Source organism: Mesorhizobium hawassense (genome assembly GCF_003289945.1).
GTDB classification, from domain to species: domain Bacteria; phylum Pseudomonadota; class Alphaproteobacteria; order Rhizobiales; family Rhizobiaceae; genus Mesorhizobium; species Mesorhizobium hawassense.
The window spans coordinates 1-25,279 of record NZ_QMBP01000003.1 but is presented as its reverse complement, the minus strand read 5'-3'; the positions used below and the strand labels follow the sequence as shown (position 1 = coordinate 25,279).

24 protein-coding genes are annotated in these 25,279 nt (G+C 63.6%); 10 read left to right on the top strand and 14 right to left on the bottom strand.

The annotated features are described in order from the left end of the window. Window positions 1–11: 11 nt before the first annotated feature. Entirely contained in the window at window positions 12–1,505 is a 1,494-nt protein-coding gene (gene pdxR, locus DPM33_RS07485) for a MocR-like pyridoxine biosynthesis transcription factor PdxR (RefSeq protein WP_040986066.1), read from the bottom strand. A 491-nt stretch (window positions 1,506–1,996) separates the two neighbouring features. Between pdxR and pgi the strand changes: the two genes are divergently transcribed. Both pgi and DPM33_RS07475 read left to right on the top strand, forming a co-directional pair. After that, window positions 1,997–3,640 carry a glucose-6-phosphate isomerase gene (pgi, locus tag DPM33_RS07480; RefSeq protein ID WP_112096790.1) on the top strand — a complete coding sequence of 548 codons (1,644 nt, stop codon included), beginning with the start codon at window positions 1,997–1,999 and terminating at the stop codon, window positions 3,638–3,640. A 5-nt stretch (window positions 3,641–3,645) separates the two neighbouring features. Further along, on the top strand, window positions 3,646–4,368 hold the full coding sequence (locus DPM33_RS07475) for an HAD family hydrolase (RefSeq protein ID WP_112096789.1): 723 nt from the start codon (window positions 3,646–3,648) through the stop codon (window positions 4,366–4,368). A gap of 30 nt (window positions 4,369–4,398) precedes the next feature. Here DPM33_RS07475 and DPM33_RS07470 read toward each other — a convergent pair whose 3' ends face one another. The 4 genes from DPM33_RS07470 to DPM33_RS07455 form a co-directional block, all read right to left on the bottom strand. Further along, on the bottom strand, window positions 4,399–4,611 hold the full coding sequence (locus tag DPM33_RS07470; RefSeq protein WP_112096788.1) for a hypothetical protein: 213 nt from the start codon (window positions 4,609–4,611) through the stop codon (window positions 4,399–4,401). Further along, a complete protein-coding gene (locus tag DPM33_RS07465; RefSeq protein WP_167448985.1) occupies window positions 4,608–5,402 on the bottom strand; it encodes a hypothetical protein in 795 nt (264 codons plus the stop codon). The genes DPM33_RS07470 and DPM33_RS07465 overlap by 4 nt, the downstream gene beginning before the upstream one ends. A 261-nt stretch (window positions 5,403–5,663) precedes the next feature. After that, the gene (locus DPM33_RS07460) at window positions 5,664–6,368 is read right to left on the bottom strand and encodes a class I SAM-dependent methyltransferase (RefSeq protein ID WP_425373477.1); all 705 of its coding nucleotides are present in this window, start codon (window positions 6,366–6,368) and stop codon (window positions 5,664–5,666) included. Then, a complete protein-coding gene (locus DPM33_RS07455; RefSeq protein ID WP_425373476.1) occupies window positions 6,365–8,185 on the bottom strand; it encodes a long-chain fatty acid--CoA ligase in 1,821 nt (606 codons plus the stop codon). The genes DPM33_RS07460 and DPM33_RS07455 overlap by 4 nt, the downstream gene beginning before the upstream one ends. On the opposite strand from DPM33_RS07455, the gene DPM33_RS36850 reads away from it, so the two are divergent. The 6 genes from DPM33_RS36850 to DPM33_RS07430 all read left to right on the top strand — a co-directional run bounded on the left by DPM33_RS36850 (window position 8,169) and on the right by DPM33_RS07430 (window position 14,044). Then, window positions 8,169–8,561 (top strand): hypothetical protein, encoded by a 393-nt coding sequence (locus DPM33_RS36850; protein WP_245442038.1) that lies wholly within the window; start codon window positions 8,169–8,171, stop codon window positions 8,559–8,561. The genes DPM33_RS07455 and DPM33_RS36850 overlap by 17 nt on opposite strands. Before the next feature lie 245 nt (window positions 8,562–8,806). Continuing rightward, window positions 8,807–10,405, top strand: coding sequence for an ABC transporter substrate-binding protein (locus DPM33_RS07450; protein WP_112096786.1), 1,599 nt, complete (start codon window positions 8,807–8,809; stop codon window positions 10,403–10,405). Between the two features lie 50 nt (window positions 10,406–10,455). Next, complete coding sequence (locus tag DPM33_RS07445) at window positions 10,456–11,463, top strand: ABC transporter permease subunit (protein ID WP_112096785.1); 1,008 nt, start codon at window positions 10,456–10,458, stop codon at window positions 11,461–11,463. Next, window positions 11,464–12,372 carry an ABC transporter permease subunit gene (locus DPM33_RS07440; protein WP_112096784.1) on the top strand — a complete coding sequence of 303 codons (909 nt, stop codon included), beginning with the start codon at window positions 11,464–11,466 and terminating at the stop codon, window positions 12,370–12,372. Continuing rightward, on the top strand, window positions 12,372–13,223 hold the full coding sequence (locus DPM33_RS07435) for an ABC transporter ATP-binding protein (RefSeq protein WP_112096783.1): 852 nt from the start codon (window positions 12,372–12,374) through the stop codon (window positions 13,221–13,223). Before DPM33_RS07440 ends, DPM33_RS07435 begins: the two co-directional genes overlap by 1 nt. After that, the gene (locus DPM33_RS07430) at window positions 13,220–14,044 is read left to right on the top strand and encodes a dipeptide ABC transporter ATP-binding protein (protein ID WP_112096782.1); all 825 of its coding nucleotides are present in this window, start codon (window positions 13,220–13,222) and stop codon (window positions 14,042–14,044) included. The genes DPM33_RS07435 and DPM33_RS07430 overlap by 4 nt, the downstream gene beginning before the upstream one ends. Before the next feature lie 87 nt (window positions 14,045–14,131). On the opposite strand, the gene DPM33_RS07425 is transcribed toward DPM33_RS07430, so the two are convergent. Next, the gene (locus DPM33_RS07425; protein ID WP_112096781.1) at window positions 14,132–14,992 is read right to left on the bottom strand and encodes an alpha/beta fold hydrolase; all 861 of its coding nucleotides are present in this window, start codon (window positions 14,990–14,992) and stop codon (window positions 14,132–14,134) included. A 144-nt stretch (window positions 14,993–15,136) separates the two neighbouring features. Beyond that, entirely contained in the window at window positions 15,137–15,907 is a 771-nt protein-coding gene (locus tag DPM33_RS07420; protein WP_112096780.1) for an alpha/beta hydrolase, read from the bottom strand. 216 nt (window positions 15,908–16,123) lie between these two features. On the opposite strand from DPM33_RS07420, the gene DPM33_RS07415 reads away from it, so the two are divergent. Then, window positions 16,124–17,086: an AraC family transcriptional regulator gene (locus DPM33_RS07415; protein WP_112096779.1), complete on the top strand. Its 963-nt coding sequence runs from the start codon at window positions 16,124–16,126 to the stop codon at window positions 17,084–17,086. 88 nt (window positions 17,087–17,174) lie between these two features. Here DPM33_RS07415 and DPM33_RS07410 read toward each other — a convergent pair whose 3' ends face one another. The 5 genes from DPM33_RS07410 to DPM33_RS07390 all read right to left on the bottom strand — a co-directional run bounded on the left by DPM33_RS07410 (window position 17,175) and on the right by DPM33_RS07390 (window position 22,418). Then, window positions 17,175–18,464 (bottom strand): cysteine desulfurase-like protein, encoded by a 1,290-nt coding sequence (locus DPM33_RS07410; protein WP_112096778.1) that lies wholly within the window; start codon window positions 18,462–18,464, stop codon window positions 17,175–17,177. 49 nt (window positions 18,465–18,513) lie between these two features. Then, window positions 18,514–19,188: an amino acid ABC transporter permease gene (locus DPM33_RS07405; RefSeq protein WP_112096777.1), complete on the bottom strand. Its 675-nt coding sequence runs from the start codon at window positions 19,186–19,188 to the stop codon at window positions 18,514–18,516. 222 nt (window positions 19,189–19,410) lie between these two features. Then, window positions 19,411–20,208, bottom strand: coding sequence for an ABC transporter substrate-binding protein (locus DPM33_RS07400; RefSeq protein ID WP_112096776.1), 798 nt, complete (start codon window positions 20,206–20,208; stop codon window positions 19,411–19,413). 75 nt (window positions 20,209–20,283) lie between these two features. After that, window positions 20,284–21,474, bottom strand: coding sequence for a pyridoxal phosphate-dependent aminotransferase (locus DPM33_RS07395; protein WP_425373480.1), 1,191 nt, complete (start codon window positions 21,472–21,474; stop codon window positions 20,284–20,286). A gap of 182 nt (window positions 21,475–21,656) precedes the next feature. Then, window positions 21,657–22,418, bottom strand: coding sequence for an HpcH/HpaI aldolase family protein (locus tag DPM33_RS07390; RefSeq protein WP_112097256.1), 762 nt, complete (start codon window positions 22,416–22,418; stop codon window positions 21,657–21,659). Between the two features lie 124 nt (window positions 22,419–22,542). Here DPM33_RS07390 and DPM33_RS07385 point away from each other — a divergent pair, with 124 nt between their 5' ends. Beyond that, window positions 22,543–23,634, top strand: coding sequence for an LLM class flavin-dependent oxidoreductase (locus DPM33_RS07385; RefSeq protein WP_112096774.1), 1,092 nt, complete (start codon window positions 22,543–22,545; stop codon window positions 23,632–23,634). On the opposite strand, the gene DPM33_RS07380 is transcribed toward DPM33_RS07385, so the two are convergent. Together DPM33_RS07380 and DPM33_RS07375 are read right to left on the bottom strand one after the other, a co-directional pair. Next, window positions 23,635–24,030, bottom strand: coding sequence for a RidA family protein (locus tag DPM33_RS07380; RefSeq protein ID WP_112096773.1), 396 nt, complete (start codon window positions 24,028–24,030; stop codon window positions 23,635–23,637). It abuts the gene before it with no gap. 41 nt (window positions 24,031–24,071) lie between these two features. Then, the gene (locus DPM33_RS07375) at window positions 24,072–25,220 is read right to left on the bottom strand and encodes an acyl-CoA dehydrogenase family protein (RefSeq protein ID WP_112096772.1); all 1,149 of its coding nucleotides are present in this window, start codon (window positions 25,218–25,220) and stop codon (window positions 24,072–24,074) included. Between the last annotated feature and the right edge of the window lie 59 nt (window positions 25,221–25,279).

The following is a 25,279-nucleotide window of genomic DNA, read 5'->3' as shown; positions in this document are numbered from 1 at the left end:
TTTTGTGGCGGTCAGGCGGCCGCGGGCCTGCGACCGGCGGCGGTGGCGAGTTCGCGGATGCCCGGCTCGATATGCTGCAGCGAGATCGAGGAAATGCCCAAGCGCATGAAACGAGAGGGCTTTTCGCTGCGGTCGAAGAACCGGTCGCCGGGTTCGATGATGACGCTGCGCGAAGCAGCCGCCTCGGCCAGACCGCGTGAATCGGTGCCGCGTGGCCCTTCCAGCCAAAGCGATGTGCCGCCCGCCGAGTCGGTCGAGCGCCACTCTGGCAGGAAAGCGGAAATCGCATGGACCAGACGCTTGCGCCGCTCGTCGAAGGCCGCGGAAAGCCTGCGCACCAGCGCCTCGTGGTGACCCAACGACAGGAACAGCGCCACGGCGCGCTGATTGTTCGCCGGCGGGTGCCTGAGCATGAAGCGGCGCAGCGCCCGAAGCTCGGCGATCAGCCCGGCCGAGGCGACGATGTAGCCAAGCCTCAGACCCGGAGCCAGCGTCTTCGACATCGAGCCGACATAGATGACGCGGCCCGAGCGATCGAGACTCTTCAGCGCCTGCTGCGGCGCCTCGTCGAGCAACTGGCTGTCATAGCCGTCCTCGATGATGATCTGGTTGTTGCGGTTGGCGCGCGCCAAAAGGTCCTGCCGCCGCTCGGCCGACAGCGGCACCATGGTCGGGCAGTGGTGGCTGGGCGTGACGAAGACGAAGCCGGAATCGCTGGGAATAGAAGACGTTACTATGCCCGACTGATCGACCGGAACCGGCTGGATATCGGCGCCGGCGAGCCGGAAGATCGAGCGGGCATCGGGATAGCCCGGGTCTTCCATAGCCACCTTCGAACCCTTGGTCATCAGCAGCGAGGCAAGCATGTAAAGCGCGTTCTGCGCGCCGAGTGTCACGATGATCTCGTCCGGATTGGCGAAGATGCCGCGGCGCGGCAGAAGCCTGGCCTGGATCTGCTCGATCAGCAGCGGATCGTCGCGGTCGACCATGTCGGACGCCCAGTTGCGGATTTCGAGCACTGCAAGCGCCATGCGGTTGCACTCGCGCCATTCAGCGGTCGGAAACAGCGCCGGATCGAACTGGCCGTAGACGAACGGGTAGGAGGACTTGATCCAGTTGTCGTGCTTGGCCGGCGGCGGCATGTCGCTGGCGGCGATCTGCCGGCGCGCCTTCCAGTCGATCTCGTTCTGCTGGTCCGGCGCCTTCTGGTGCGGCTTGGCGGGAGTGGCCAGCACGTCGGGGTTGACGAAATGGCCGCGCCGCTCGCGGGCTACGAGAAAACCCTGGTCGACCAGTTGCTGGAATGCAAGCACCACGGTACCGCGGGCAACCCCGAGTTTTTCCGCGAGAATCCGGCACGACGGCAGCGGCATCGAAGCGGCGATTTGTCGGTCGAGAATGGCCGCGACGATCGCCTGGCGGATCTGTGCCTGGAGGGTTTGGCCGGATTCAGCCGAAATCCGGAACAGGCCGGACCATATGGCCGTGTCATTGCGCTGTGGCATGGGAAATCATCCTCGGATGGCCAGCTGTTTTCACTTGGCTGGACCAGTGGAGTGTATGGGTGGCATAAGGGGTTGCGCCAATCAATTTTTCTGATCGCTGGGATTTATGCCAGTGATCTATCAGGCGCGATGCGCCAGGATCGTCGCCCGCGCCACGCAGCATCTAAGCGCGATGCGAAGCATCGTCGCGGCACCGCCTCAAGGCGCGATGCTGGAGCAGCGTCGCCCCGCGTCTAAGCGCGATGCGAAGCATCGTCGCGGCACCATCCCTAGGCGCGACGCGCAGCGTCGTCGCCCATACCGCACGGCACACCCTCGCAGCGAAATTCCCGCGTCCTCACCGTCCAACACCACCCCTCAGCAAAGCGTGATGCAATGCGGCAAAGCCGCGCTTGAATGAAATGGAATTCGGCTAGATAGAGTGTTGCGCGACACGCGCCGGAAACATCCGGCCTGTTAAAATGGTCTAAAAACCCGCCAGGAGCCCGCCAGTGGACCAGTCTTCCTTCGACAAGCAACTTGCCGCGTTGCGTGATCAACGCGCGGCGGCCAAGGGCTCGATGCGCGAGGCCTTCGCCGCCGATCCCAAGCGCTTCGAGACATTCTCCGCCACCGACGGCGACCTTCTGCTCGACTGGTCGAAATGCGCGGTCGACGCGAACACGATGGCGATGCTGGAAAAGCTCGCGGGCGCCGCCGACCTCGAAGGCCGTCGCGCCGCGATGTTCGAAGGCAAGAAGATCAACATCACCGAAAACCGCGCCGTGCTGCACACCGCGCTGCGCAACCTGACCGGCAAGAGCGTCATCGTCGACGGCCAGGATACCAAGGCCGATGTGATTGCCGTGCTCGACGCCATGGGCGCCTTCGCCGACGCCATCCGCTCCGGCAAGGCCGCCGGCGCCACCGGCAAGAAGATCACCGACATCGTCAACATCGGCATCGGCGGCTCGGACCTCGGCCCGGCGATGGTGACGCTGGCGCTGGCGCCCTACCATGACGGGCCGCGTGCGCATTACGTCTCCAATGTCGACGGCGCCCATATCCATGACACGCTGAAGGGCCTGTCCGCGGAAACGACGCTGTTCATCATCGCCTCCAAGACCTTCACCACGGTCGAAACGATGACCAATGCGCAGACGGCGCGCGACTGGGTGCAGAAGGCGCTCGGCAAGGACGCTGTCGGCAAGCACTTCGCCGCCGTCTCGACCGCGCTTGACCTCGTGGCGAAGTTCGGCATCGAACAGGACCGCGTCTTCGGTTTCTGGGACTGGGTCGGCGGCCGCTACTCGGTGTGGAGCGCCATCGGCCTGCCGGTGATGATTTCCGTCGGCCCGCGCAACTTCCGCGCCTTCCTCGACGGCGCGCATGAGATGGACGAGCATTTCCGCTCGGCACCGCTGCAAAAGAACCTGCCGGTGCTGTTGGGGCTGATCGGCTGGTGGCACCGCGTCGTCTGCAAGTATCCGGCCCGCGCGGTCATCCCCTACGACCAGCGCCTGTCGCGCCTGCCGGCCTATCTGCAGCAGCTCGACATGGAATCGAACGGCAAGAGTATCATGCTGGACGGCACAGCGGTCGCCACGCCCACCGGCCCGCTGGTCTGGGGCGAGCCCGGCACCAACGGCCAGCATGCCTTCTTCCAGCTCCTGCACCAGGGCACCGACTTCATCCCGGTCGAGTTCCTCGCCGCCGCGGTCGGCCACGAGTCCGAACTGAAGCACCAGCACGACCTTCTGCTCGCCAACTGCCTGGCACAGTCGGAGGCCTTCATGAAGGGCCGCACGCTGGAAGAGGCGCGTGCGCAGATGCTGGCCAAGGGCATGAACCCGGCCGAGGTCGATCGTATCGCGCCGCACCGCGTCTTCTCGGGCAACCGCCCCTCGCTGACCATCCTCTACCGCAAGCTCGATCCGCGCACGCTGGGTCGGCTTATCGCGCTTTACGAACATCGCGTCTTCGTCGAGGGCACGCTGTTCAACATCAATTCCTTCGACCAATGGGGTGTTGAGTTGGGTAAGGAATTGGCGACAGGCCTGCTGCCTGTCGTTGAGGGCAAGGAGACTGCCGCAAAACGCGACGCCTCGACTGCCGGTCTGGTGGGACACATCCAGCACTTGCGCGGTTCGGAGTAAAAGGATTGGCAGACATCAAGGGAATTCTCTTCGACAAGGACGGGACGCTTGTCGATTTCAATGCAACCTGGCTCGGCATCGCCGACTTCATGGCCATGGACGCCGCCGAGGGTGACCGCTGGAAGGCCGACAGGCTGCTTGCGGCCGCCGGCTTCGACTTCGCCACCAAGCGCTTCAAGCCCGATTCGATCTTCGCGTCCGGCTCGAACATGGATGTCGTCGAGCTTTGGTTCCCGCGCCTGTCCAACGAGGATCAGTTGCTGGCGGTTTCGCGCTTCAACGAAATCACCTCGGTGCAGGGCTCCTCGATGGCGGTAGCGCTTCCCGGCGTCCTCGATTCGCTGCGCGCGCTGCACAAGCGCGCCTACCGCATGGGCGTCGCCACCAATGATTCCACCAGCGGCGCAGAGAAGACGCTCGCCACGCTCGGTGTCGCGCAGCTCTTCGATGCCGCTTTCGGCTATGACGCGGTGGCCAATCCGAAGCCCGCGCCCGACACGGTCGTCGCCTTCTGCGATCTGACCGGGCTGAGACCAGGCGAGATCGCCATGGTCGGCGACAACCGCCACGACCTCGAAATGGCGCGCGCCGGCGGCTGCGGCCTGGCGGTCGGCGTGTTGTCCGGAACAGGCACGCGCGACTCGCTCGCTCCGATGGCGGACATCATCCTGGAGTCGGTCGCCGACCTGCCGGATTTTCTCGCCGCGCGGGTCAAGGAGACCATCTGAGGACCGAAGGCACCGGACGGCTCGCGGCCATCACACCGTCACTCTGATACAGTCGATCGGCGCATTCTCGACCGCCTGCAGTTTGGCCAGCAGGTCCAAACGGATCGTCTCGACAGTCTGACTCGGAAGGACGCCTTCCACCGTGAGCTTTATGTCGCCTCTTCCCTCGACATAGCGCACGGTGACGCCCTCGACGCAAACGCGATGGACGCGATGCTCGTCGACAATTTCCGGCATCTTCATGTGAGGTATGTCGGGCGTGTACAACGTTTCGAGCAGATCCAGTCGCGGGTTGGCACCGAGATCGCGAAGGCGCTCGGCTCGAAAACCGCTCTTGTCCTCGCTTCTGCCCTGGCGCGATCCTTTAGGAGCCTGCCAAGCCAATGGAGATGGTTGGGCATGCCATCGGCGCGAACGAATGCGAATCGCCGCCAGGGTCGCCTGGTAAGTCGTTCCCAGCGACCCGTATCGAGGTCCAGGCGCCAATCATCAATGTTCTCGACCGTTACGGGCCACTGCGGCCCGCAGATGAGCCCGCCGCGAACCAGGATCGCGCGGCCGTTCTCCACGAGTTCCGAAGAATGCTTGAAAACCCACGGCGGTGCCTCGCCGCTCGTGTCGAAGCGGCTGATGCCATAGCTCGTCGTATCGAGCATCAGCATTTGCACCTTCTCCGCGCGGGCGAACCAATAGGATAGATTGCCGATCATGATGATACGGTCGTCCACGAGATTTGCCGTGTGGAAATCGGTGGGTGGGAAAACTCTATCCGAGTAGCCAAAAATCTCGGTGCGCCCCGCCGCGTCGGTCACGATCACATTATTGTAGATGTAGAAGTCCGGATCGTACCAATCTTCATATTCCCCGCCGATCCGGATCAGGCGACCGTCCGGCAACAGCGTTTCGGTACGCCCGTACCGGCCGAAGCTCCAGCACGGCCCTGCATCCTTGGAATGTGGACCGCCGAACGCTTTGTTCAGACCGTAGGCGGTGAGGCGGTGCTCAACTGCCCACGTCCAAACTGGGTTGGTCATAGGCTCTGGATTGCCGGAACCTCGACGGGGCGAACGAAATTTCGAAAACAGTTCTGGGTCTGCAGGGGTGTTGATCAAGCTCAAGCGCAGCTCGCGAAGCTGCTATGTCAATTGGCACGAGGTTGGAGATTTGTGCGGCAAGGCGATGCGCCGTTTATCCGGACGCTTTACGGCCTTTGATCCCGCCGCCGGACAATAGCTCCGGCAGCACCGTCTGCAAAGGGTCGAAAATCGGCCAGCGATCGGTTCTTGAGATTTGTGTCAGCGATTGTCGGGCACAAAAGCGAACACCGCGCTCGGCTTCGGCTCGCCGCCGCCGTTTCCGCCGACATCCGGCACCTGATGTTCGCCGAGCAGGCAAAGCCGTGCCCTCGGCAGCCAGGCGCGGCCGGGATCGCCGACCAGCACGCCGATGCCTGCGGCCAGGCAGCGGTCGAGAAACGGCACCATCCGCTGCCCCACGTCCTGCGCGTAGAAGACGTCGCCGGCGAGCACCAGGTCGACCGCCGGCGGCGGACCGGCGGTGACGTCCTCGTCGCATATCTTGATGGCGACGCCGTTGGCCTCCGCGTTGAGGCGGAGCGCCGCGACGCCGTTGCGGTCGACCTCCGCGGCGATCACTTCGCGCGCGCCGGCTTTCAGCGCGGCGATGCCGACCAGCCCCGAGCCGGCGCCGAGATCGAGCACCCGTTTGCTGGCAACGATCGACGGACGGTCGAAAATATAGCGCGCCAGCACCGCGCCGCCGGCCCAGGCATAGGCCCAGTAGGGCGGCTGCGGTTCGGCGCCGCTTTCGTCGCCATCGTCGTCCGGTTCGAGCAGCCGCCGCAGCCCGCTGCCGGGATGCGCCAAATAGAGCCTGATCTCCGGCAGCGATGGCACCGGCGTCAGCCGCATGTTTGCCCGGATGAAGTCCGCCGGATCGAGCCGCGTTCGCTTCCGCGTTGCCAGCGAAGGTTCGTTCAAGCCTGGTCCCGCAGCGCTCGTCGCAGGATCTTGCCGACCGGCGTCTTCGGCAGTTCGGTGCGGAACTCGATGAATCTCGGCCGCTTGTAGCCGGTCAGGTTCTCGCGGCAATAGGCCATCAGGGTCTCGATGGTGAGCGCCGGATCCTTCCTCACCACGAACAATTTAGGCACTTCGCCGGAGTGCTCGTCCGGCACGCCGATCGCCGCCACTTCCAGCACGCCCGGATGGTGCGCCACCACTTCTTCCAGCTCGTTCGGATAGACGTTGAAGCCGGAGACCAGGATCATGTCCTTCTTGCGGTCGACGATCTTGGTGTAACCGCGCTCGTCCATGAAGCCCATGTCGCCGGATTTGAAGAAGCCGTCCTTGGTCATCACCTTGGCGGTCTCGTCCGGGCGGTTCCAGTAGCCGGCCATCACCTGCGGGCCGCGGATGCAGATCTCGCCGACCTCGCCGAGCGGCACGTTGTTGCCGTCGTCGTCACGGATGGCGATCTCGGTCGAAGGCAGCGGCAGGCCGATCGTGCCGGTGAAGTCGCTGGAGCTGAACTTGTTGGCGGTCGCCACCGGCGAGGTTTCCGACAGCCCGTAGCCTTCGCTCACCGGGCAGCCGGTCAGCGCCTTCCAGCGCTCGGCCACTCCCTTCTGCACCGCCATGCCGCCGCCCAGCGTCAGGATCAGCGGCTTGAAGTCCAGCTTGCGGAACTCCTCGTTGTTGAGCAGCGCGTTGAATAGCGTGTTGAGGCCGGGGAAGATGTGCATCGGGTATTTCGCCAGTTCCTTGACGAAGCCCGGAATGTCGCGCGGGTTGGGGATCAGCACGTTCTGCGCGCCCTGCTGCATGCCCATCAGCGCGTTCACCGTCAGCGCGAAGATGTGATAGAGCGGCAGCGCGCAGATGAAGTTGATATGCGCAGGCTTCGGCTTCACCGTATAGGCGTCCTCCACCCAGAGCGAATTCTGGGCGACGTTCGAGAGCACGTTGCGGTGCAGCAGCGTCGCGCCCTTCGAGATGCCGGTGGTGCCGCCCGTATATTGCAGGAATGCGACGTCGTCGCCGGACACCGCCGGCGGCTTGAAGGCGATCGACGCGCCGGTCTTCAGCACCGCATTGAACTTGACATGGCCTGGCAGCGTCCATGCCGGAACCATCTTCTTCACCCGCCGCACGACGAGGTTGACGATGGCGCCCTTGAGGCCGCCAAGCATGTCGCCCATCGCGGCGACGATGACATGCTTCACCTGCGTCCTGGCGATCACCGCCTGCAGCGAGCCGGCGAAGTTTTCGAGGATGACGATCGCCTGCGCGCCGGAATCCTTCAGCTGGTGTTCCAGTTCGCGCGGCGTGTATAGCGGGTTGATGTTCACCACCGTGTAGCCGGCGCGAAGCACCGCCATCATCGCCACCGGATACTGCAGCACGTTCGGCATCATCAGCGCCACACGCGCGCCTTTCTCCAGGCCTCTCGCCTGCAGATAGGCGCCGAAGGCGGCGGAGAGCCGCTCGAGCTCGGCATAGGTGATCGACTTGCCCATGCACACGAAGGCAGGCCGCACGGCGAATTGCTTGCAGGCGCCGACCAGGAACTCGCCGATGGACTTGTAGGGCAGGGCTGCGATCTCGGCCGGCATGTTCTTCGGATAGCTTTTCAGCCAAGGCTTTTCCGGCAGACCGACGGTGAGCTCGGTGATCGCCTTCGGCAGGCTCTTCGCGGCAGGCCTGGCGGCATCGGCCGAAGGCGCCGTCTTCGCGGCAGCCTTTCCTGGTGCCGACTTGTTCGCTTTTGCGGTTGTCGCCTTGGCCTTTGTCGTCACGGGCTTGGCAGCGGCCGGCTTCGGGGCTGACTGTGCGGGTGCCGCCTTTGCGGTCGTTTTGGCCCTCGGCGCGGCGGCTTTGGCAGCCTTGGGCGCCTCGCTTGCGGCGGCGGCCTTGGCCTTTGCTTTCGCCGGGGCTGTCGTCTTGGCTGCTTTTGCCACCTGTCTCTCCCTGTCGCCTTCGATCTGGGGCGCTCGCTTCAAGGAAGCGTCCTCCACGCCGGTCACGGATTTCCGGGAAATTCCGCCAATCATCTATGTATTGCCTCTATCGGCGGCCGTGCAAGCCTTGCCCCAGCGGCAAGCCGGGGAAAGATTTGCCCTCGATATCGCATGCCTCGATGGCCTTCCGCATCGTGCCTGCGCGAGCGGCTGACCTGGCCCGATCCCGCCTGGCGAGCCTATTTCGAAAGGCGGCCGATCAATAAAAAAATCTCGTCGTTAATAATGTCGTGAGCAGAAAAAACTACTCACTTTTCTGCCTTTCAAGCAAAATCTAGATTCTTTTCCTGCTTCCCGTGGGGTACGCAAACGGGGTGTTCCAAAGGCGAAGAAACGGTGCTTATATGCGCCCTTCGCGAGCCTGATAGAGGGGCTTGGGAGAACATCAGGGAGTGCTCAATGAAAAAGACAATGACTTTTGCAGCCGCGTTGCTGGCTGCAAGCGTCCTCAGCGGCATGGCCAGTGCTAAGACGCTCGTTTATTGCTCGGAAGCGTCGCCGGCCAATTTCGATCCCGGTACCACGACCGGCGGCAACGACTTCGACGCTTCGTCGCGTACGGTCTATTCGCGACTGGTCGAGTTCAAGCACGGCGGCACCGAAGTCGAGCCGGGTCTTGCCGATAAGTGGGAAATTTCCGACGATGGCCTGGTCTATACTTTCCATCTGCATCCGGGCGTGAAGTTCCAGACCACCGACTATTTCAAGCCGACGCGCGACCTCAACGCCGATGACGTCGTCTTCTCCTTCGATCGCCAGTTCAACAAGGAAAATCCCTGGAACGGCGACAAGTATCTGCCGAACCTCACTTGGGACTATTACACCGGCATGGACATGCCGAAATATGTCGCCAAGTGGGAGAAGGTCGACGACCTCACCGTCAAGCTGACGCTGACCGAGCCCAACGCGCCGATGCTGGCCAATCTCGGCATGGACTTCGCCTCGATCGTGTCGAAGGAATATGCCGACCAGCTCCAGAAGGACGGCAAGATGGCCGACTTCTCGACCAAGCCGATCGGCACCGGCCCGTTCCAGTTCGTCGACTACCAGCTGGATTCGGTCATCCGCTACGCGGCCAACCCCGACTACTTCAAGGGCAAGGAAAAGATCGACGATCTCGTCTTCGCCATCACGCCTGACGCCACCGCCCGCATCCAGAAGGTGCTGGCCGGCGAATGCGATATCGCGCCGTATCCGAACCCGGCCGACATCGGCACCATCAAGGCCAACAAGGACGTGACCCTGATGGATCAGGCCGGCCTGAACATCGGCTATATGAGCTACAACACCACCATCCCGCCGCTCGACAAGCCGGAAGTGCGCCATGCGCTCAACCAGGCGATCGACCGGGAAGCTCTGATCAAGTCGCTGTTCCAGGATGCAGGCGCCACTCCTGCCGAGAACCTGATCCCGCCGACCATGTGGTCGTGGGACAAGGACGTGAAGGCCGACGCCTACAATCCGGATGCGGCCAAGAAGGTGCTGGCCGATGCCGGTCTCAAGGAAATCCAGCTCTGGGCTTCCGACCGCGTTCGTCCCTACAACCCGAACTTCCAGCGCGCCGCGGAGCTGATCCAGGCCGACTGGGCCAAGGTCGGCGTCAAGGCTGAAATCGTCAACTACGAGTGGACCAAGTATCGCTCGGAAGGCAAGAAGAAGGACCGTCCCGGCGCCTTCCAGATCGGCTGGACCGGCGACAATGGCGATCCGGACAATTTCTTCGCCACCCTGTTCGCCTGCTCGGCCATCGGCGTCTCGAACTACTCCAGCTGGTGCGACAAGGACTTCGAGGACCTGATCCAGAAGGCCAAGAAGACCAGCGACCAGGCCGAGCGCACCAAGCTCTATGAGCAGGCGCAGGTGATCTTCGCCAAGCAGGCGCCTGCCTTCCTGCTGGCTCACAGCCAAGTCTATGCGGTCGTGCGCAAGAATGTCAGCGGCTTCATGATGGACCCGCTCGGCATTCACCGCTTCGACGGCGTTGACAAGGCCGAATAATATTGCGAACGGGGCGGCGCAACTTTAGCGCCGCCCCATTCAATTCGACGATGCTCCGATATCTTCTCAACAAAATCGCCCTCCTGATCCCGACCCTGGTCGGCATCACCATCTGCGCCTTCGCCTTCGTCCGGCTGCTGCCGGGCGACCCGATCCTGGCCATGGCCGGCGAGCACGGCGTCGCCCCCGCCCGCTACGAAGAGCTCAAGCAACAGTTCGGCTTCGATCTGCCGATCTGGGAGCAGTATGCGCGCTATGTCGGCGAGGTCGCCACCGGCGATTTCGGCGTCTCCATTTCGTCCAAGCGCCCGGTGATCGAGGAGTTCAAGACGCTCTTCCCGGCGACGCTGGAACTGTCCTTCTTCGCCATGGTCTTCGCCATGATGCTCGGCATTCCGGCTGGCATCTTCGCCGCCGTCAAGCGCGGCTCGTGGTTCGATCAATCGCTGATGGGCACCGCCCTTGTCGGCTATTCCATGCCGATCTTCTGGTGGGGCCTGCTGCTGATCATCTTTTTCTCCGGTTATCTTGGCTGGACACCGGTTAACGGCCGCATCGACCTGCAGTACTTCTTCAAGCCGATCACCGGCTTCATGACCATCGACACCCTGATCTACGGCAAGTGGGCTGCATTTCGGTCGGTATTGCGCCATCTGGTGCTGCCGACAATTGTGCTCGGCACCATTCCGCTGGCTGTGATAGCGCGCCAGACGCGCTCCGCCATGCTCGAGGTGCTGAGCGAGGACTATGTGCGGACTGCCCGCGCCAAGGGCCTCTCGTCGGCCCGGGTTATCGGTGTGCATGCGCTGCGCAATGCACTCATCCCGGTGGTCACCACCATCGGTCTGCAGGTTAGTACGCTGCTCGCCGGCGCCATCCTTACCGAAACCATCTTCTCGTGGCCAGGCATCGGCAGATGGATGGTCGAATCCATATCCAAGCGCGACTATGTCGTCGTGCAGTCAGGCCTGCTTTTGATCGCGCTCATCGTCATGGCGGTGAACCTCATCGTCGATGTGCTCTATGCCGTCATCAACCCACGCATCAGGGCGGCATAAATGAGCCAGACAGAAATCGCCCCGATGGCCGCCGGCAACCCGGATCGTCTCACCGGCCTCAAGACCTTCTGGCACTATTTCTCGGTGAACCGCGGCGCCGTCATCGGCCTGTTCGTCTTCATCCTTTTGGTGCTGGCCGCGCTCTTCGCGCCGTTGCTCGCGCCCTATGCGCCGGATGTGCAGGACAAGACCGCGTTCCTCAGGCCGCCGGCCTGGCAGGACGGCGGCTCGGCGCAATATCTGCTCGGCACCGATCCGGTCGGCCGCGACATCCTCTCGCGCCTGCTCTATGGCGCGCGCTTCTCGCTGCTGATCGGCGCGGTCGTGGTCACGCTGGCGCTGACCGGCGGCATCACGCTCGGCCTGCTCGCCGGCTATTTCCGCGGCTGGGTCGACGTCGCGATCATGCGCGTCATGGACCTGATCCTGGCCTTCCCGTCGCTGCTTTTGGCGCTGGTGCTGGTCACCATCCTCGGCCCAGGCCTGTTCAACGCCATGCTGGCGATCGCCCTTGTGCTGCAGCCGCATTTCGCCCGCCTGGTGCGTGCCGCCGTAATGGCCGAAAAGAGCCGCGAATATGTCGTTGCGGCAAAGGTCGCCGGCGCCGGCCATCTCAGGCTGATGCTTGCCACCATCCTGCCCAACTGCCTGGCGCCGCTGATCGTCCAGGGCACGCTGTCCTTCTCCAACGCCATCCTGGAGGCCGCCGCGCTCGGCTTCCTCGGCCTCGGCGCCCAGCCGCCGACGCCGGAATGGGGCACCATGCTCGCCACGGCGCGCGAATTCATCCTGCGCGCCTGGTGGGTGGTAACCTTCCCGGGTCTCGCCATCCTCATCACCGTGCTCGCCATCAACCTCGTCGGCGACGGCCTGCGCGACGCGCTCGATCCCAAGCTCAGGAGGTCGTGATGGCGCTGCTCGATATCCAGAACCTCGTCGTCGAATTCCAGACCGCGTCCGGTCCATTCCGCGCCGTCGACGGCGTCTCGCTTCATGTCGACGAGCGCGAGGTGCTCGCCATCGTCGGCGAATCCGGCTCCGGCAAGTCGGTGTCGATGCTGGCCGTGATGGGCTTGCTGCCGTGGACGGCGACCGTCACCGCCGACCGCATGAATTTCAACGGTCGCGACCTGTTGAAGATCAGCCCGGCCGATCGCCGCAAGATCATCGGCAAGGACGTCGCCATGATCTTCCAGGAGCCGATCGCCAGCCTAAATCCCTGCTTCACCGTCGGCTTCCAGATCGAGGAAGTGCTGCGCTTCCATATGGGCATGGACAAGGCCCAGCGCCGGGCGCGCGCCATCGAGCTTTTCAAGCAGGTCGGCATTCCCGACCCGGCCGACCGGCTGAATTCCTTCCCGCACCAGATGTCGGGCGGCCAGTGCCAGCGCGTCATGATCGCGATGGCGATCGCCTGCAATCCGAAGCTCTTGATCGCCGACGAGCCGACCACCGCGCTCGACGTCACCATCCAGAAGCAGATCCTCGATCTGCTGGTCTCGCTGCAGGCCAAATACGGCATGGGCCTGATCATGATCACCCACAATATGGGCGTGGTGGCCGCGACCGCCGACCGCGTCATCGTCCAGTACAAGGGCCGCAAGATGGAAGAGGCCGACGTGCTGTCGCTGTTTGAGTCGCCGAAGAGCAACTACACGCGCGCCCTGCTCTCGGCATTGCCGGACAACGCCGTCGGCGATCGGCTGCCGACCGTCACGGACATGCTGTTCGAGGCTGCGCCCTCCGGAGCCGGCGCATGACCAAGGTCGTCGAAGGCAAGAACATCAAGCGCGACTACCATGTCGGCGGTGGCCTGTTCCGCGGTGCGCGCACCGTGCATGCGGTGAAGGGCGTTTCCTTCAGCGTCGAGAAGGGCAAGACGCTGGCGATCGTCGGCGAGTCCGGCTGCGGTAAGTCCACGCTCGCCCGCATCATCACGCTGATCGATCCGGCGACCTCCGGCGAGCTGTTCATCGACGGCAACAAGGTCGACATCGCCAGGGACGGGCTGTCGAAGGAAATGCGCCGCAAGGTGCAGATCGTCTTCCAGAACCCTTATGGCTCGCTCAACCCACGTCAGAAGATCGGCGACGTGCTCGGCGAGCCGCTGCTCATCAACACCGACAAGCCGGCCGAGGAGCGCCGTGACCTGGCGATGAAGATGCTGAAGAAGGTCGGCCTCGGACCCGAGCACTACAATCGCTATCCCCATATGTTCTCGGGCGGCCAGCGCCAGCGCATCGCCATTGCCCGCGCGCTGATGCTGAACCCGAGCCTGCTTGTGCTGGACGAGCCGGTCTCGGCGCTCGACCTCTCCGTGCAGGCGCAGGTGCTCAACCTGCTTGCCGACCTGCAGGACGAGTTCCAGCTGACCTATGTCTTCATCAGCCATGACCTGTCGGTGGTGCGCTACATCGCCGACGACGTGATGGTCATGTATTTCGGCGAAGCCGTCGAATACGGCCCGCGCGACGAGGTCTTCTCCGACCCCAAGCACGCCTACACCAAGACCCTGTTCGCCGCGACGCCGCGTGCCGACGTGGCGAGCATCAAGGCCAGGCTGGCCAAGAAGGCGGCTTAGAACCCAACTATTCTGAAAGGCCGAGTTTTGCCAAAGGCGACTTACGTCTGCCAAGGCGGCGGCTTTGCGCCTGATGCATCCCGCCGATCACGCGTCCAGGAAGGTCCGGACGTGGCTGACGAACAGTTCGTGGTGCTGAAACAGGGCGCCGTGGCCGGAATCGGGATAGAGGATCATCTGGGCACTGCTTAGAGCCTTGAACATTGCGTAGGCGTTGTCCGCCGGCAGCATGCTGTCGTGGCTGCCGCTGACGACAAGTGCGGGTTGGCGGATGGCACGCAGAGTGGCGTGGTCGGGATCAGGTGTGGCGCACCAGGTGATAAGCGCCTTCGCCTGCGGATCCGTCACCGCGCCTCCGTTGTCGGTGTCTCGATCTTCCTGACGCATCTTCGCCCGTTTGAGAAACGCCAGGCCGGCCGACTGGCTGGCGGACGACTTCGTGAAGAACAGCGGCAGGCGGGGGTCCGGCGCGTCGGTCTGGGAAAACGCGTCCTGGAGGACCGTCAACAGATGTTCCTCTCCGCCTTTCGGTGCCGTCCCGACGAGGATGAGCTTGCGGACCAGCCGTCCGTGCTCGGCAGCGATCTGCTGGGCGACGCAGCCGCCGAGGGAAAAGCCCAGAAGGTCGACTTCGGAGAGGCCGAGCAGTTCGATAAAAGCGACCGCGTCCCGGGCCATCGCCGCGATATTGTCCGGCGTTTGACCTGTCGAGCGGCCGACCCCGGCGTTATTGAAAGCGATTACCGGTCGATCGACGGTCAAGGTATTCACGACGGCGGAGTCCCAGGCGTCGATGTTGCCCGAGAAATGCTGCAGGAGAACCAGCGGAGTTCCGGTCGATGGACCGAGGCGGCGATAGGCGAAGCGGATTCCGCCGCCCTCGATGTAACGGGTTGGCGCTGTTTCTAGAGTGGCGCCGTCCTGGATCGCGGTTTCGAACTTAGTCATGTCATCCTCCGGATGCTTGGCAAAACATTCGAGTGGGGGTTGCCGGGGCGTTGGCTAGGTCTGAGCCACGCGCGGCGCGAGGCGTTTCGCAGTCGGCCTAGCACGCGTGGCGCTCCCGGCACGAAAGTGCCGGGAGCGGGATCGTCACTTCACGAGTGCGGCCTTTTCAATCACGGCGGCGACTTGCTCCGCGTGGACGACGAGAGAGGCATGGCTGCCCGCCACCTTCGTCGTCCGGGCCTTCATCTCGTTGGCGAATATTTCCTGAACTTCGGGCGCGATGACCTTATCCTTCGTGCTGATCACATAGAACGTCGGCTTGTCGTGCCAAGCTGCCTTATCGACGGGAGCCTCGAACGCCGTGTGGTTCAACGGGAGCTGATGGCTTGCCAAGGATTCGGCGATCTCGGAAGGAAGGTCAGCCGCGACTGCCGAAGGAAACACTTTGGGATCGATGTAGAGGTTGCCCTTTTCGTCGGGATGAATCGCCGCGCTGCCTTCGGTTGCCGGACCGCTCTTTGCCAGGATCGCCAGTGATTGCCCTACGTCGGGAGCGAATGCGGAAACATATACGAGCGCCGACACCTTCGGATCGTCACCTGCCTGCGTGATGACCACGCCGCCCCATGAGTGGCCAACGAGAACGGTCCTGCCGTTCTGTTTCGCGAGCGCCTGCTGGGTGGCATCGACGTCCGCTGCCAGGGAGGTGAGCGGATTTTCAACGAGGGTTACATTGTAGCCCTTCTTCGTGAGGATATCGGCAACCGGCTTCCAGCTCGTCTGGTCGACGAAAGCGCCATGGACGAGCACGATATTGTGAGCCGCCCCCTTGGGCAGTTGAGCCGATTGGGCCGGCTCGGCAACGGTTGCTCCGGCCATAAGGACGGTGGCGACGGAGAGTAGAAGACTTCGCATTGATTGCTCCTGTTGAGATGACCGGACGACGGGCCGGGGTGTGGGGCAGGCGTGTCGGCAAAGGGTCGCGGTTCTCCCATCCGCCGTTTGCGTAATGGTTTGCCGTACGACCGGTTGGCTCGACTGGAGACCACCTAATACGGGGAGCATTCGGACGTTAGGCCTCAATCGTCCGAATATTGTGTGGGATCGTCCGTCGTATTAACATCTGAAAGAATGGACATTCTCGCCCAAGTGCTCGATCGCGTTCGCCTCGGCGGAACTCTGCTCTTCCACTTCGAGCTGGGGCATCCATGGAATCTGGCATTGCCAGCGCGCCCCTACGCCTTGTTCCATTATCTGAGCCGAGGCTCAGCTACCCTCGCCCTGGATCAAGGACAGGAACTCCACATGACTGCGGGCGACTTTGTCGTCATCACACGCGGCGAGCCCCACCTCATTTATTCGGATCGCCGGACGGTGCCGTTGCCGATTCCCGATCTCGGTCGACTGCCCGGACGTCTTGGCGTCGTTCGTCATGGAGGCAACGCGCAGCCGCTCTCGACGATGATCTGTGGCAATTTCACTGTCGAGCGGCCCTCGCGCGGCAGCGTGCTGGAATTGCTTCCGCCACTGCTTCTCCTGAAACCGGCGGAAGATGGCGAATGGCTCGAGGCGATTCTGCAGCGCATGGTGAGCGAGTCGGCGTTTGCGCGTCCCGGCCAAGACGTCGCACTCTCACGACTGACAGAAGTGCTCTTCGTCGAGGTGTTGCGAAGCTGGATCAAGTCTCTCAATTCCGGAGAAGGCGGTTGGCTGGGGGCAATGGCGGACCCGCACATAGGACCGGCGCTTCAGTTGATTCACGAACGACCGGATCGGCCCTGGACCCTTGGCGACCTTGGGCTCAGCGTGGGGCTCGGTCGCTCGGCGTTTTCGGCTCGCTTCACTAAGCTCGTTGGCCAGTCCATGTACCGTTATCTGATCGCACGGCGCATGGCTGAGGCGGCGTTCCTGCTCGAAGCAAGCGACGAGGGAATTGCACGGATTGCGACCCGTGTAGGCTACGAGACCACGGCCGCGTTTTCGAAGCTATTCCAACGACATCATGGCCTATCGCCTGGCCGTTATCGAGCGGTTCGCCGGTCTGACGGTGGCCGAGGGTCAGAGGGCGTTGTGGAAGCAGAGGTCGCCGATTGACCTCGACCAAGCTGACTTCTGCAACGTCTGACGACGGCCGACGGGCGGCTCCGGCATGGTGCCTGGACTAGACTAGGCGAGATCCAGATCACGACAGCTTGGCAATGATCGCCCGCAGCGCTTCGCCGAATTTGTGCACTTCCGCCACCGTGTTGTAATGCACCAGCGATGCGCGGATGGCACCGCTGTCCATGGAAAGGTGGAGCCGCTTCATCAGCCGCGGCGCATACATGTGGCCGTCGCGGATGCCGATCTGCAGGGCCGCCATTTCCTCGACGATCCGCTGCGGCGACAGCTTGCCGATGTTGAAGCAGAAGGTCGGCACGCGCTCGCTGATGCGCGTCTCGTCGGCGACGCCGTAGATGGTCGCGCCGCAGTCCTTCAGCACCTTCATCATCTCGCGCGCCAGCATCAACTCATAGTCGCGGATGGCATTCATGCCGGCGACGATGTTGTCGCGGCGCGAGCGGTTGTTTTCGGGCAGGAAATTGCGGCCGATCGATTCCAGATAGCGTACTGCGGCATCCATGCCCGACACGTTCTCGTAGATGAAGGTTCCGGCCTCGACTTTGTAGGGCGGCTCGTCCGGAATGAAGTCCTCGCGGAAGGTCGGCAGCCGCTTCAGCGTGTCGAAGCGGCCCCAGAGAAAGCCCATATGCGGCGAGAAATTCTTGTAGCCGGAGCAGACGAGGTAGTCGCAGTCCCAGGCCTGCACATCCATCAGCCCGTGCGGTCCGTAATGCACGCTATCGAGGAACACTTCGGCGCCGGCGGCATGCGCGATCCTGGCCACCGCGGCGACGTCGACGATCGAGCCGATCGAATGCGCCGTCACCGTGCAGGCGACGAGGCGCGTGCGCGCCGACACCAGCGGCTTGAGGTCATCGACATGCAGGTTGCCGTCCTCGCGCATGCGCCACCATTTGAATTTGGCGCCGGCCGGCTCCAGCGCCAGCCAGGTGGCGATGTTGGCGTCGTGGTCCATGTCGGTGATGATGATCTCGTCGCGCCCCCCGTCCATGTCCTTGGCGAGCATTTGACTGATGCCGAGGCTGACCAGGCGGATGAACGAAGTGGCGTTCATGCCGAAGCAGATTTCGGACGGGCTGTAGGCATTGATCAGCAGCGCCACGCTCTCGCGCGCTTCGGCCACCGACTGGTCGACGGTGACGCTGCGGCCATAGCGGCCGCCGCGCTGCACGTTATGCGCCACCAGATGGTTGGTCACCGCGTCGAGCACGCTTTGCGGGATCTGGGCGCCGGCGGCATTGTCCATGAAGATGAAGTCGCCGGCCCGCTGCAAGGCGGGAAACATGGCGCGGATCTTGTCGACCGGAAACGCGGCGGCATTGGTGTTGTCGGTCTGATGCTTGTTCACGGAGTAGGCTCCTGCAAGGAGTTGGACGGGGTGGGGATTTGATGGCCGTTCAGCGCGCTTTCTCGTCCTTGAAACGGCGCTCGAGCAGGCTGACGAGGCGGACCATCGGCCAGAGGAAGATGAGATAGACCAGCGCCGCGCCGATCAGCGGCGAGGGGTTGGCGTAGAGCGACTGCGCATTCGTCGCTTCCTTCAAGAGCTCCGGCAGCGCCACGGTGGAGGCGAGCGAGGTATCCTTGAACATCGAGACGCAGTTGCTGGTCATCGGCGGGATGACGACGCGGATCGCCTGCGGCAGCACCACTTTGCGCAAAGTGAGCATGAACGGCAGGCCGAGCGCCTGCGCCGCCTCGAACTGGCCTTTCGGAATGCTTTCGATGCCGGAGCGGAACACTTCGGCCGAATAGGCCGACATGATGATGGCGAAAGCGGTCACCGCCGACGCCCAGGACGACAGGCGGATGCCCAGGAACGGCAGCGCATAGTAGATCAGGATCAGCACCACCAGCACGGGAAGGGCGCGGAAGATGTCGGTATAGCCGATGGCGAGCCACCGCAGCGGCTTTGGCGCATAGAGCCGCACCAGGCTGATCGCCAGCCCCGCTGCGATGCCGATGGCGATGCTCATAATCCCGAGTAGCAGCGTGTTGAGGAAGCCGCGCAGCAGCGCCGGCAGACTGGAAAGGATGACATCGGGATTGAAGAAGGTGTCGATCAGCGACATGGGAGCGTTCCCGAACCGTGTTGCGTCTGGAGCAATTCCAGGAAAAGTGTGAAACGGTTTTCCGTCAGGAATTGCGTCAAACCAAGAAATAGACGCCTAGAGCAAGATCCAGGACACAGTGATCGGCCTGGCCGAACAGGCGACTGTCCCGGGAAGGTCATGCGTGAAAACGGGACGTGCCGGCCTTTCGAGCCGGCACGTCGCTTGTTTGCCGGGTGCCGCTCAGGCCTTGGGCAGCGGCATTTCCTTGACGGTCGAGGAATCGGCCGGAGCATCGCTGTCGAACCACTTCTTGTGGATCGCGGCCAAGGTGCCGTCCTTCTTCATCGCGGTGATGGCGTCGTTCAGCTTGCCGAGCAGGGGATGATCCTTGGTCATCATCAGGCCGTATTGCTCGCCGGTCTTGATGCGTTCCTTGACGACGAGGTCCTTCATTTTCTTGAAGGAGTACTGCATGCCGGGGATGTCGCTGACGGCGGCATCGACGCGGCCGGCGCTGAGATCGAGCAACAGGTTCTGTTGCGTGTCGTAGCCCTTCACGTCGCTGAAGCCGTCGGCCTGCTGGTGGTCCTTGACCCAGGTCTCGCCGGTCGAGCCGGACAACACGCCGACGACCTTGCCCTTGAGGTCGGCTTCCTTGCTGATCGCGCTGTCGGTCTTGGTGGCGATGCCCATGTCGGAGTCATAGTAGGGCTGGGTGAAGGACTGCGACTTCAATCGCTCGGCGGTGATGGTGATCGAGGAAATGGCGACGTCGATGCGCTTCGAGGTGGTGGCCGCGAACAGCGCCTGGAAGCCGAGATCGGCGATGTCGGTGGTCATGCCAATGCGCTTGGCCGCCTCGTTGACGATATCGACCTCGAAGCCCTCGAAGGTGCCGCTCTCGTTCTTGTATTCGAACGGCGGATTGGTCGGGTAGGCGCCGACATTGAGCACGTCAGCGGCATAAGCGGTGGCGGGGCCGGCGGCGATGCCGATGGCGGCAGCCATGAGAAGCAGGTTGCGACGAGTAAAGCTCATTTCTGTTCCCTCTGTTTGTTGAACGGGCGGGTTGTCCCCCGCACGGCTTTTTGACGCCCCGCTTCCGGCAGGGCGTCAATTCATTGCGGCGGTCATGCGCTCGAGCGCCGTTTCTATCTGACCGCTGTCGCGGCACACGCACATGCGCAGGAATGCTGCCGCGGAATTCCCAAACAGGTGACCGGGCGCAAGCCCGACTCGCGCCGTCTCCAGGATGCGGGCGCAGGCGCGGCGCGCGTCATTCTCGCCTTCCAGGGCGAAGAATGCATACATGCCGCCGCGCGGCTTGGTCGGCAGGATCACGCCTGGGATCCGGGCCAGCCGGTCATAGGCGAGGTCGAGGCCGGTTCTGATCCGCTGCCTGATTTCTCCGACCAGCGGCTCGCCCTGGCGGATGGCGGCAACGGCGCCGGCCTGGATCGGGGCAGCGGTGCCGCTGTTGATATATTGCGTCATCGCGCCGAGCTGGTCGGCAACGCCTGACGGATGCGTCAGCCAGCCGATGCGCCAGCCGGTCATCGCCCAGGCTTTGGAAAAACTGTTGACCGACAGCACCCGATCGCCGTCCTCGGCGATCTGCAGGATCGAGGGCGCGACGTCGCCGTCGAAATAGAGCCGGCCATAGACCTCGTCGGAAATGATCCAGATGCCGGTGCGCCGGCTGAAGTCGAGCAGCGCCTGCATCTCCTCGCGCGACGCTGTCCAGCCGGTCGGGTTGGACGGCGTCGACAGGAAGATGGCGCGGGTGCGTGCGTCGCAGGTCGAAAACAGCCGGTCGAGGTCGAGCCGCCAGTCATCCTTGAAGTCGAGCGGGAACGGCCTCGGCTCGCCGCCGATCAGGTGGATGGCGTTGTGGATGTTGGGCCATTGCGGCGCGACATAGACGACGTTGGTGCCGGTATCGACCAGCAGCTCCAGGGCAAGATACAGCGCCTGCATGCCGCCCGGCGTCACTGTGGTGCGCGCGATCGGGATCGGGCGGCAGTGGATGCGCGTCTGGTACTCCGACAGAGCTTCATTCAGCGGGCCATGCCCGCGCATATTGGGAACGTAGAAGGTCAGGCCTTCATCGAAGGCGGCCTTGGCCGCGTCGCGGATGAAGGCGGGCGTCACCATGTCGCCTTCGCCGTACCAGAGCGCGATCACATCGCCCAATTCCCGCGCGCGCATGGCCAGGTTGGCGATGTTTTCCGTATGCAGATCGCGAATCTGGGCGCGCACGCCATCGAAAGCATAGCGCGCGCTGGACGACGACTGGGGCAACACAAACGACAAGGACTGAAACCCCTCCACCGGGTACCATGATCGACTGACCGGAAAGGCCCCTCCGCCACGGCAGTCACCATCTGGGATGCTATCCAAAGCGCTGCGCTTTTCAAGGAAAAAGTTTTAAGCTTAAAAAGATTGGCAGACCGGTTGCTCCGCCGATACGCCTGATTCAGCCCATCTTAGGCCAGTTCGGCGCGCGCGGCGGTGCAATTGGCCGCGGCACCGGCGCCGAGAAACATCGTGTCGCTGGCCAGCACGAAGAAACTCGCGCCGAGGGCCGCCCATCGGCCGACGGTCTGCGGGCTGGCGCAGAATATGCCGGCGGTCCTGCCATGTGCGATTGCCGCGCGGATGATTGTCCCGATCGCTTCGGAGAGCTTGTCCACACCTGCCGGGCCGATCGCGTCGATCGACACCGAGAGATCGCCAGGGCCGACGAACACCAGGTCGACGCCGTCGACGGCCGCGATCGCTTCGATGTTGGCAAGGCCTTCCGCTGTTTCGACCTGGACCGCGACGACGATCCGCTCATTGGCGGCGGCAAGATATTCGGGGATGCGATAGCCGTAGCCGGCGGCCCGTCCGGGACCGACGCCGCGCCCGCCGAGCGGCGGATAGCGTGAGGCCTTCACCGCCATCTCGGCCTGCTCGGCGGTCGAGACACGCGGCACGAGCACGCCCTGCGCGCCGCTGTCCAGCGCCGACTGGATCGCCTCCGGCGCATGGCCGGGAACGCGCACCATCGCCGGCACGCGATGCACGTCGGCTGCCCGCACCATGGCCTCGATCATGTCGCGCGAAATCTGCGCGTGCTCCCAGTCGATGCAGAGGAAATCGAGGCCGGACTGCGCCATCACCTCGACAGCCACGGCGTGCGGAATGGCGGCGAAGGAGCCGATTAGGTTGGCCTTGCCGATGCATTTCTGGCGGAAGTCGCTCATGCCCATCCCCTGTTGGTCGCGTAGCAAATCTATATCCGCAAATGGCGGTCATACGAAGCTATTTCAGGCTTGAAATATTTTTAGCCAAGCCTAGCGTGTGGCCTCCGGTCCGAGAGTTCCAGACATGATCAAAACGCATCCCCTGCATGGCTCCAACAGACTGAAGCTTGGCGTCTTCTCGACCAACGCGGATGGCGGCCTTGCCATCACCGATGTGCCGGAGCGCTGGACGGCAAGCTGGCAGGACAATCTGACGGCAGCCCAGATCGCCGACCGCGCCGGGCTTGAGTTCATGCTGCCGATCGCGCGCTGGCGCGGCTTTGGCGGCCGCAACAAGGTGCGCGAATTCTCGTTCGAGACCTTCACCTGGGCCGCCGCCCTTGCCGCGGCGACCGAGCAGATCGGCCTGTTCATGACCGTGCACGTGCCGCTGGTGCACCCGCTCTACGCCGCCAAGGCGCTGGGGACGGTCGACCACATCAGCCAAGGCCGCGCGGGTTTGAACATCGTCTGTGGCTGGAACCCGAAGGAATTCGGCATGTTCGGCACGCCGCTGGTCGAGAAGGGTTATGACCAGGCCGCCGAATGGATCGAGCTCCTGGAGCGGCTTTATGCTTCAAACGAGCCGCTCGACTACGACGGCGCCTACTATCATCTGAAGGAGGCGGTCAGCCGTCCGGCCAGCCTGCAGGTGCCGCGCCCGGTGACGATGAACGCCGCTTTCGGCGGCCCGGGCCGCGATTTCGCCGCCGCCCGATGCGACTATCTGTTCACGACCTTCTCCGAGATGAGCGATGCCGGCAAGCATGTCGCCGATATTGGCGAGCGGGCCGACAAGGTGGGCCGTGACGTCGGCGTCTACACGGTGGCGCATGTCGTCTGCCGCCCGACCATGGAGGAGGCGCAGGCCTATTACACGCGCTATGCCGTCACCATGGCCGACCACGACGCGGTCGATGCCCACATGGCCGGCAAGAAGGAATTCTCGCAGTCGCACGACCCGCATGCCTATGACCGCTACCGCCAGCGTTTCGCCGGTGGCGCCGGCACCTATCCCTTGATCGGAACGCCCGAGACGATTGCAGCCGATATGGCTGCCATCGCCGCGCATGGCTACCAGGGCATTGCCTTGTCCTTCGTCAACTACACGCAGGAACTGCCCTATTTCTGCGACCATGTGCTGCCGCTGCTGCGGCAGGCGGGGCTTCGCCAGTAGCTACTCTGGTATCACCGCCGTCGCCTGGATCTCGATCTTGGCCCGGTCTTCGACCAGCGCCACTACCTGCATGGCGGCCATCGCAGGAAAATGCCGGCCGATGACGGCGCGGTAGGCCTCGCCGATGCCTTTGAGGTTGCCGACATACTCGGCCTTGTCGGTGAAATACCAGGTCATCGAGGTGATGTGCTGCGGCTCGCCGCCGGCCTCGGCCAGCACCGCGACGATGTTGGCGAGCGTCTGGCGCACCTGGCCCACGAAGTCATCGGTCTCGAAGCGGCACTCGGCGTTCCAGCCGACCTGGCCGCCGACGAACACCAGCCGGCCACGCGCCGCCACGCCATTGGCATAGCCGATCGGTTTGGCCCAGCCCTCCGGCTGCAGGATGGTGTGCATGGTCTAGCTTCCTCCAATTTCGGATGCGGTTGGCAAGGATCTCACGCCGCGCCCATGACCTGTCTGGCGATCACCACCTTCTGCACGTCGGAAGCGCCCTCATAGATGCGCAGCGCCCGGATCTCGCGATAGAGGCTCTCGACGATGTGGCCCTTGCGGACACCGTCGCCGCCATGCAGTTGCACGGCCTTGTCGATCACCTCTTGCGCGCGGTCGGTGGCGAAGAGCTTCGCCATCGCCGCCTCGCGGGTGACGCGGGCGGCGCCCATATCCTTGGTCCAGGCGGCGCGATAGATGAGCAGGGCGGCGGCGTCGACATCCAGCGCCATGTCGGCGATGTGGCCCTGCACCATCTGCAACTCGGCCATAGGCGCGCCGAACAGCTTGCGCTCGGCGGCGCGCTTGACGCTCTCGTCGAGAGCGCGCCGCCCGAAGCCAAGCGCTGCCGCGCCCACGGTCGAGCGGAACACGTCGAGCACCGACATGGCGATGCGGAACCCGTCGCCCGACTTGCCGATCAGGGCGGAAGCCGGGACGCGAACATCGTCGAAGGAGAGCCGCGCCAGCGGGTGAGGGGCGATGACCTCGAGTCTCTCGGCAATGCTGAGACCCTTGGTGTCGGCCGGAACGATGAAAGCGGAAATCCCCTTCGCGCCGAGCGCCTCGCCGGTGCGGGCGAACACGACATAGAGGTCGGCGATGCCGCCATTGGAGATCCAGGTCTTTTCGCCGGAAAGCACGTAGTCATCGCCGTGGCGCGTGGCCGTCATTTCCATGTTGGCGACGTCCGAGCCGGAACGCGGCTCCGAAAGGGCAAAGGCGGAAATCGCCTGGCCTGCCCGCGTCTTTTCCAGCCAGCGCTGCTGGTCCGGCGTGCCGAAGAACGTGATCGCGCCTGTGCCCAGCCCCTGCATGGCGAAGGCGAAGTCGGCGAGCCCGTCATGGCGTGCCAGTGTCTCACGCGTGATGCACAGCGTGCGCACATCGAGCGGTCCGGGGTTGGCCGGATCGAGCGCCGTCGGCTTCAGCCAGCCGTCGCGGCCGAGTTTAGCCACGAGCTCGCGGCAGGCCGCGTCGACGTCGTGGTGATCGACGGGGAGGTTTGTGGCGCACCAGCCGTCGAGGCGTTCGGCGAACTCGCGGTGCCGGTCTTCGAAGAAGGGCCAGTTGAGGAAGGAACGGTCAGGCATTTGCGCCTCCGCTGTGCTTCGAGGGTTGCACTCTACGGCGCCCCCCTCTGTCCTGCCGG

Bases quoted from the DNA above. Each gene is read 5' to 3' on its own strand.
- pdxR (WP_040986066.1), bottom strand. From the start codon at position 1,505: ATGCCACAGCGCAATGACACGGCCATATGGTCCGGCCTGTTCCGGATT.
- DPM33_RS07470 (WP_112096788.1), bottom strand. From the start codon at position 4,611: ATGAAGATGCCGGAAATTGTCGACGAGCATCGCGTCCATCGCGTTTGC.
- DPM33_RS07465 (WP_167448985.1), bottom strand. From the start codon at position 5,402: ATGACCAACCCAGTTTGGACGTGGGCAGTTGAGCACCGCCTCACCGCC.
- DPM33_RS07450 (WP_112096786.1), top strand. From the start codon at position 8,807: ATGAAAAAGACAATGACTTTTGCAGCCGCGTTGCTGGCTGCAAGCGTC.
- DPM33_RS07445 (WP_112096785.1), top strand. From the start codon at position 10,456: ATGCTCCGATATCTTCTCAACAAAATCGCCCTCCTGATCCCGACCCTG.
- DPM33_RS07440 (WP_112096784.1), top strand. From the start codon at position 11,464: ATGAGCCAGACAGAAATCGCCCCGATGGCCGCCGGCAACCCGGATCGT.
- DPM33_RS07435 (WP_112096783.1), top strand. From the start codon at position 12,372: ATGGCGCTGCTCGATATCCAGAACCTCGTCGTCGAATTCCAGACCGCG.
- DPM33_RS07430 (WP_112096782.1), top strand. From the start codon at position 13,220: ATGACCAAGGTCGTCGAAGGCAAGAACATCAAGCGCGACTACCATGTC.
- DPM33_RS07425 (WP_112096781.1), bottom strand. From the start codon at position 14,992: ATGACTAAGTTCGAAACCGCGATCCAGGACGGCGCCACTCTAGAAACA.
- DPM33_RS07420 (WP_112096780.1), bottom strand. From the start codon at position 15,907: ATGCGAAGTCTTCTACTCTCCGTCGCCACCGTCCTTATGGCCGGAGCA.
- DPM33_RS07415 (WP_112096779.1), top strand. From the start codon at position 16,124: ATGGACATTCTCGCCCAAGTGCTCGATCGCGTTCGCCTCGGCGGAACT.
- DPM33_RS07405 (WP_112096777.1), bottom strand. From the start codon at position 19,188: ATGTCGCTGATCGACACCTTCTTCAATCCCGATGTCATCCTTTCCAGT.
- DPM33_RS07400 (WP_112096776.1), bottom strand. From the start codon at position 20,208: ATGAGCTTTACTCGTCGCAACCTGCTTCTCATGGCTGCCGCCATCGGC.
- DPM33_RS07390 (WP_112097256.1), bottom strand. From the start codon at position 22,418: ATGAGCGACTTCCGCCAGAAATGCATCGGCAAGGCCAACCTAATCGGC.
- DPM33_RS07385 (WP_112096774.1), top strand. From the start codon at position 22,543: ATGATCAAAACGCATCCCCTGCATGGCTCCAACAGACTGAAGCTTGGC.
- DPM33_RS07380 (WP_112096773.1), bottom strand. From the start codon at position 24,030: ATGCACACCATCCTGCAGCCGGAGGGCTGGGCCAAACCGATCGGCTAT.
- DPM33_RS07375 (WP_112096772.1), bottom strand. From the start codon at position 25,220: ATGCCTGACCGTTCCTTCCTCAACTGGCCCTTCTTCGAAGACCGGCAC.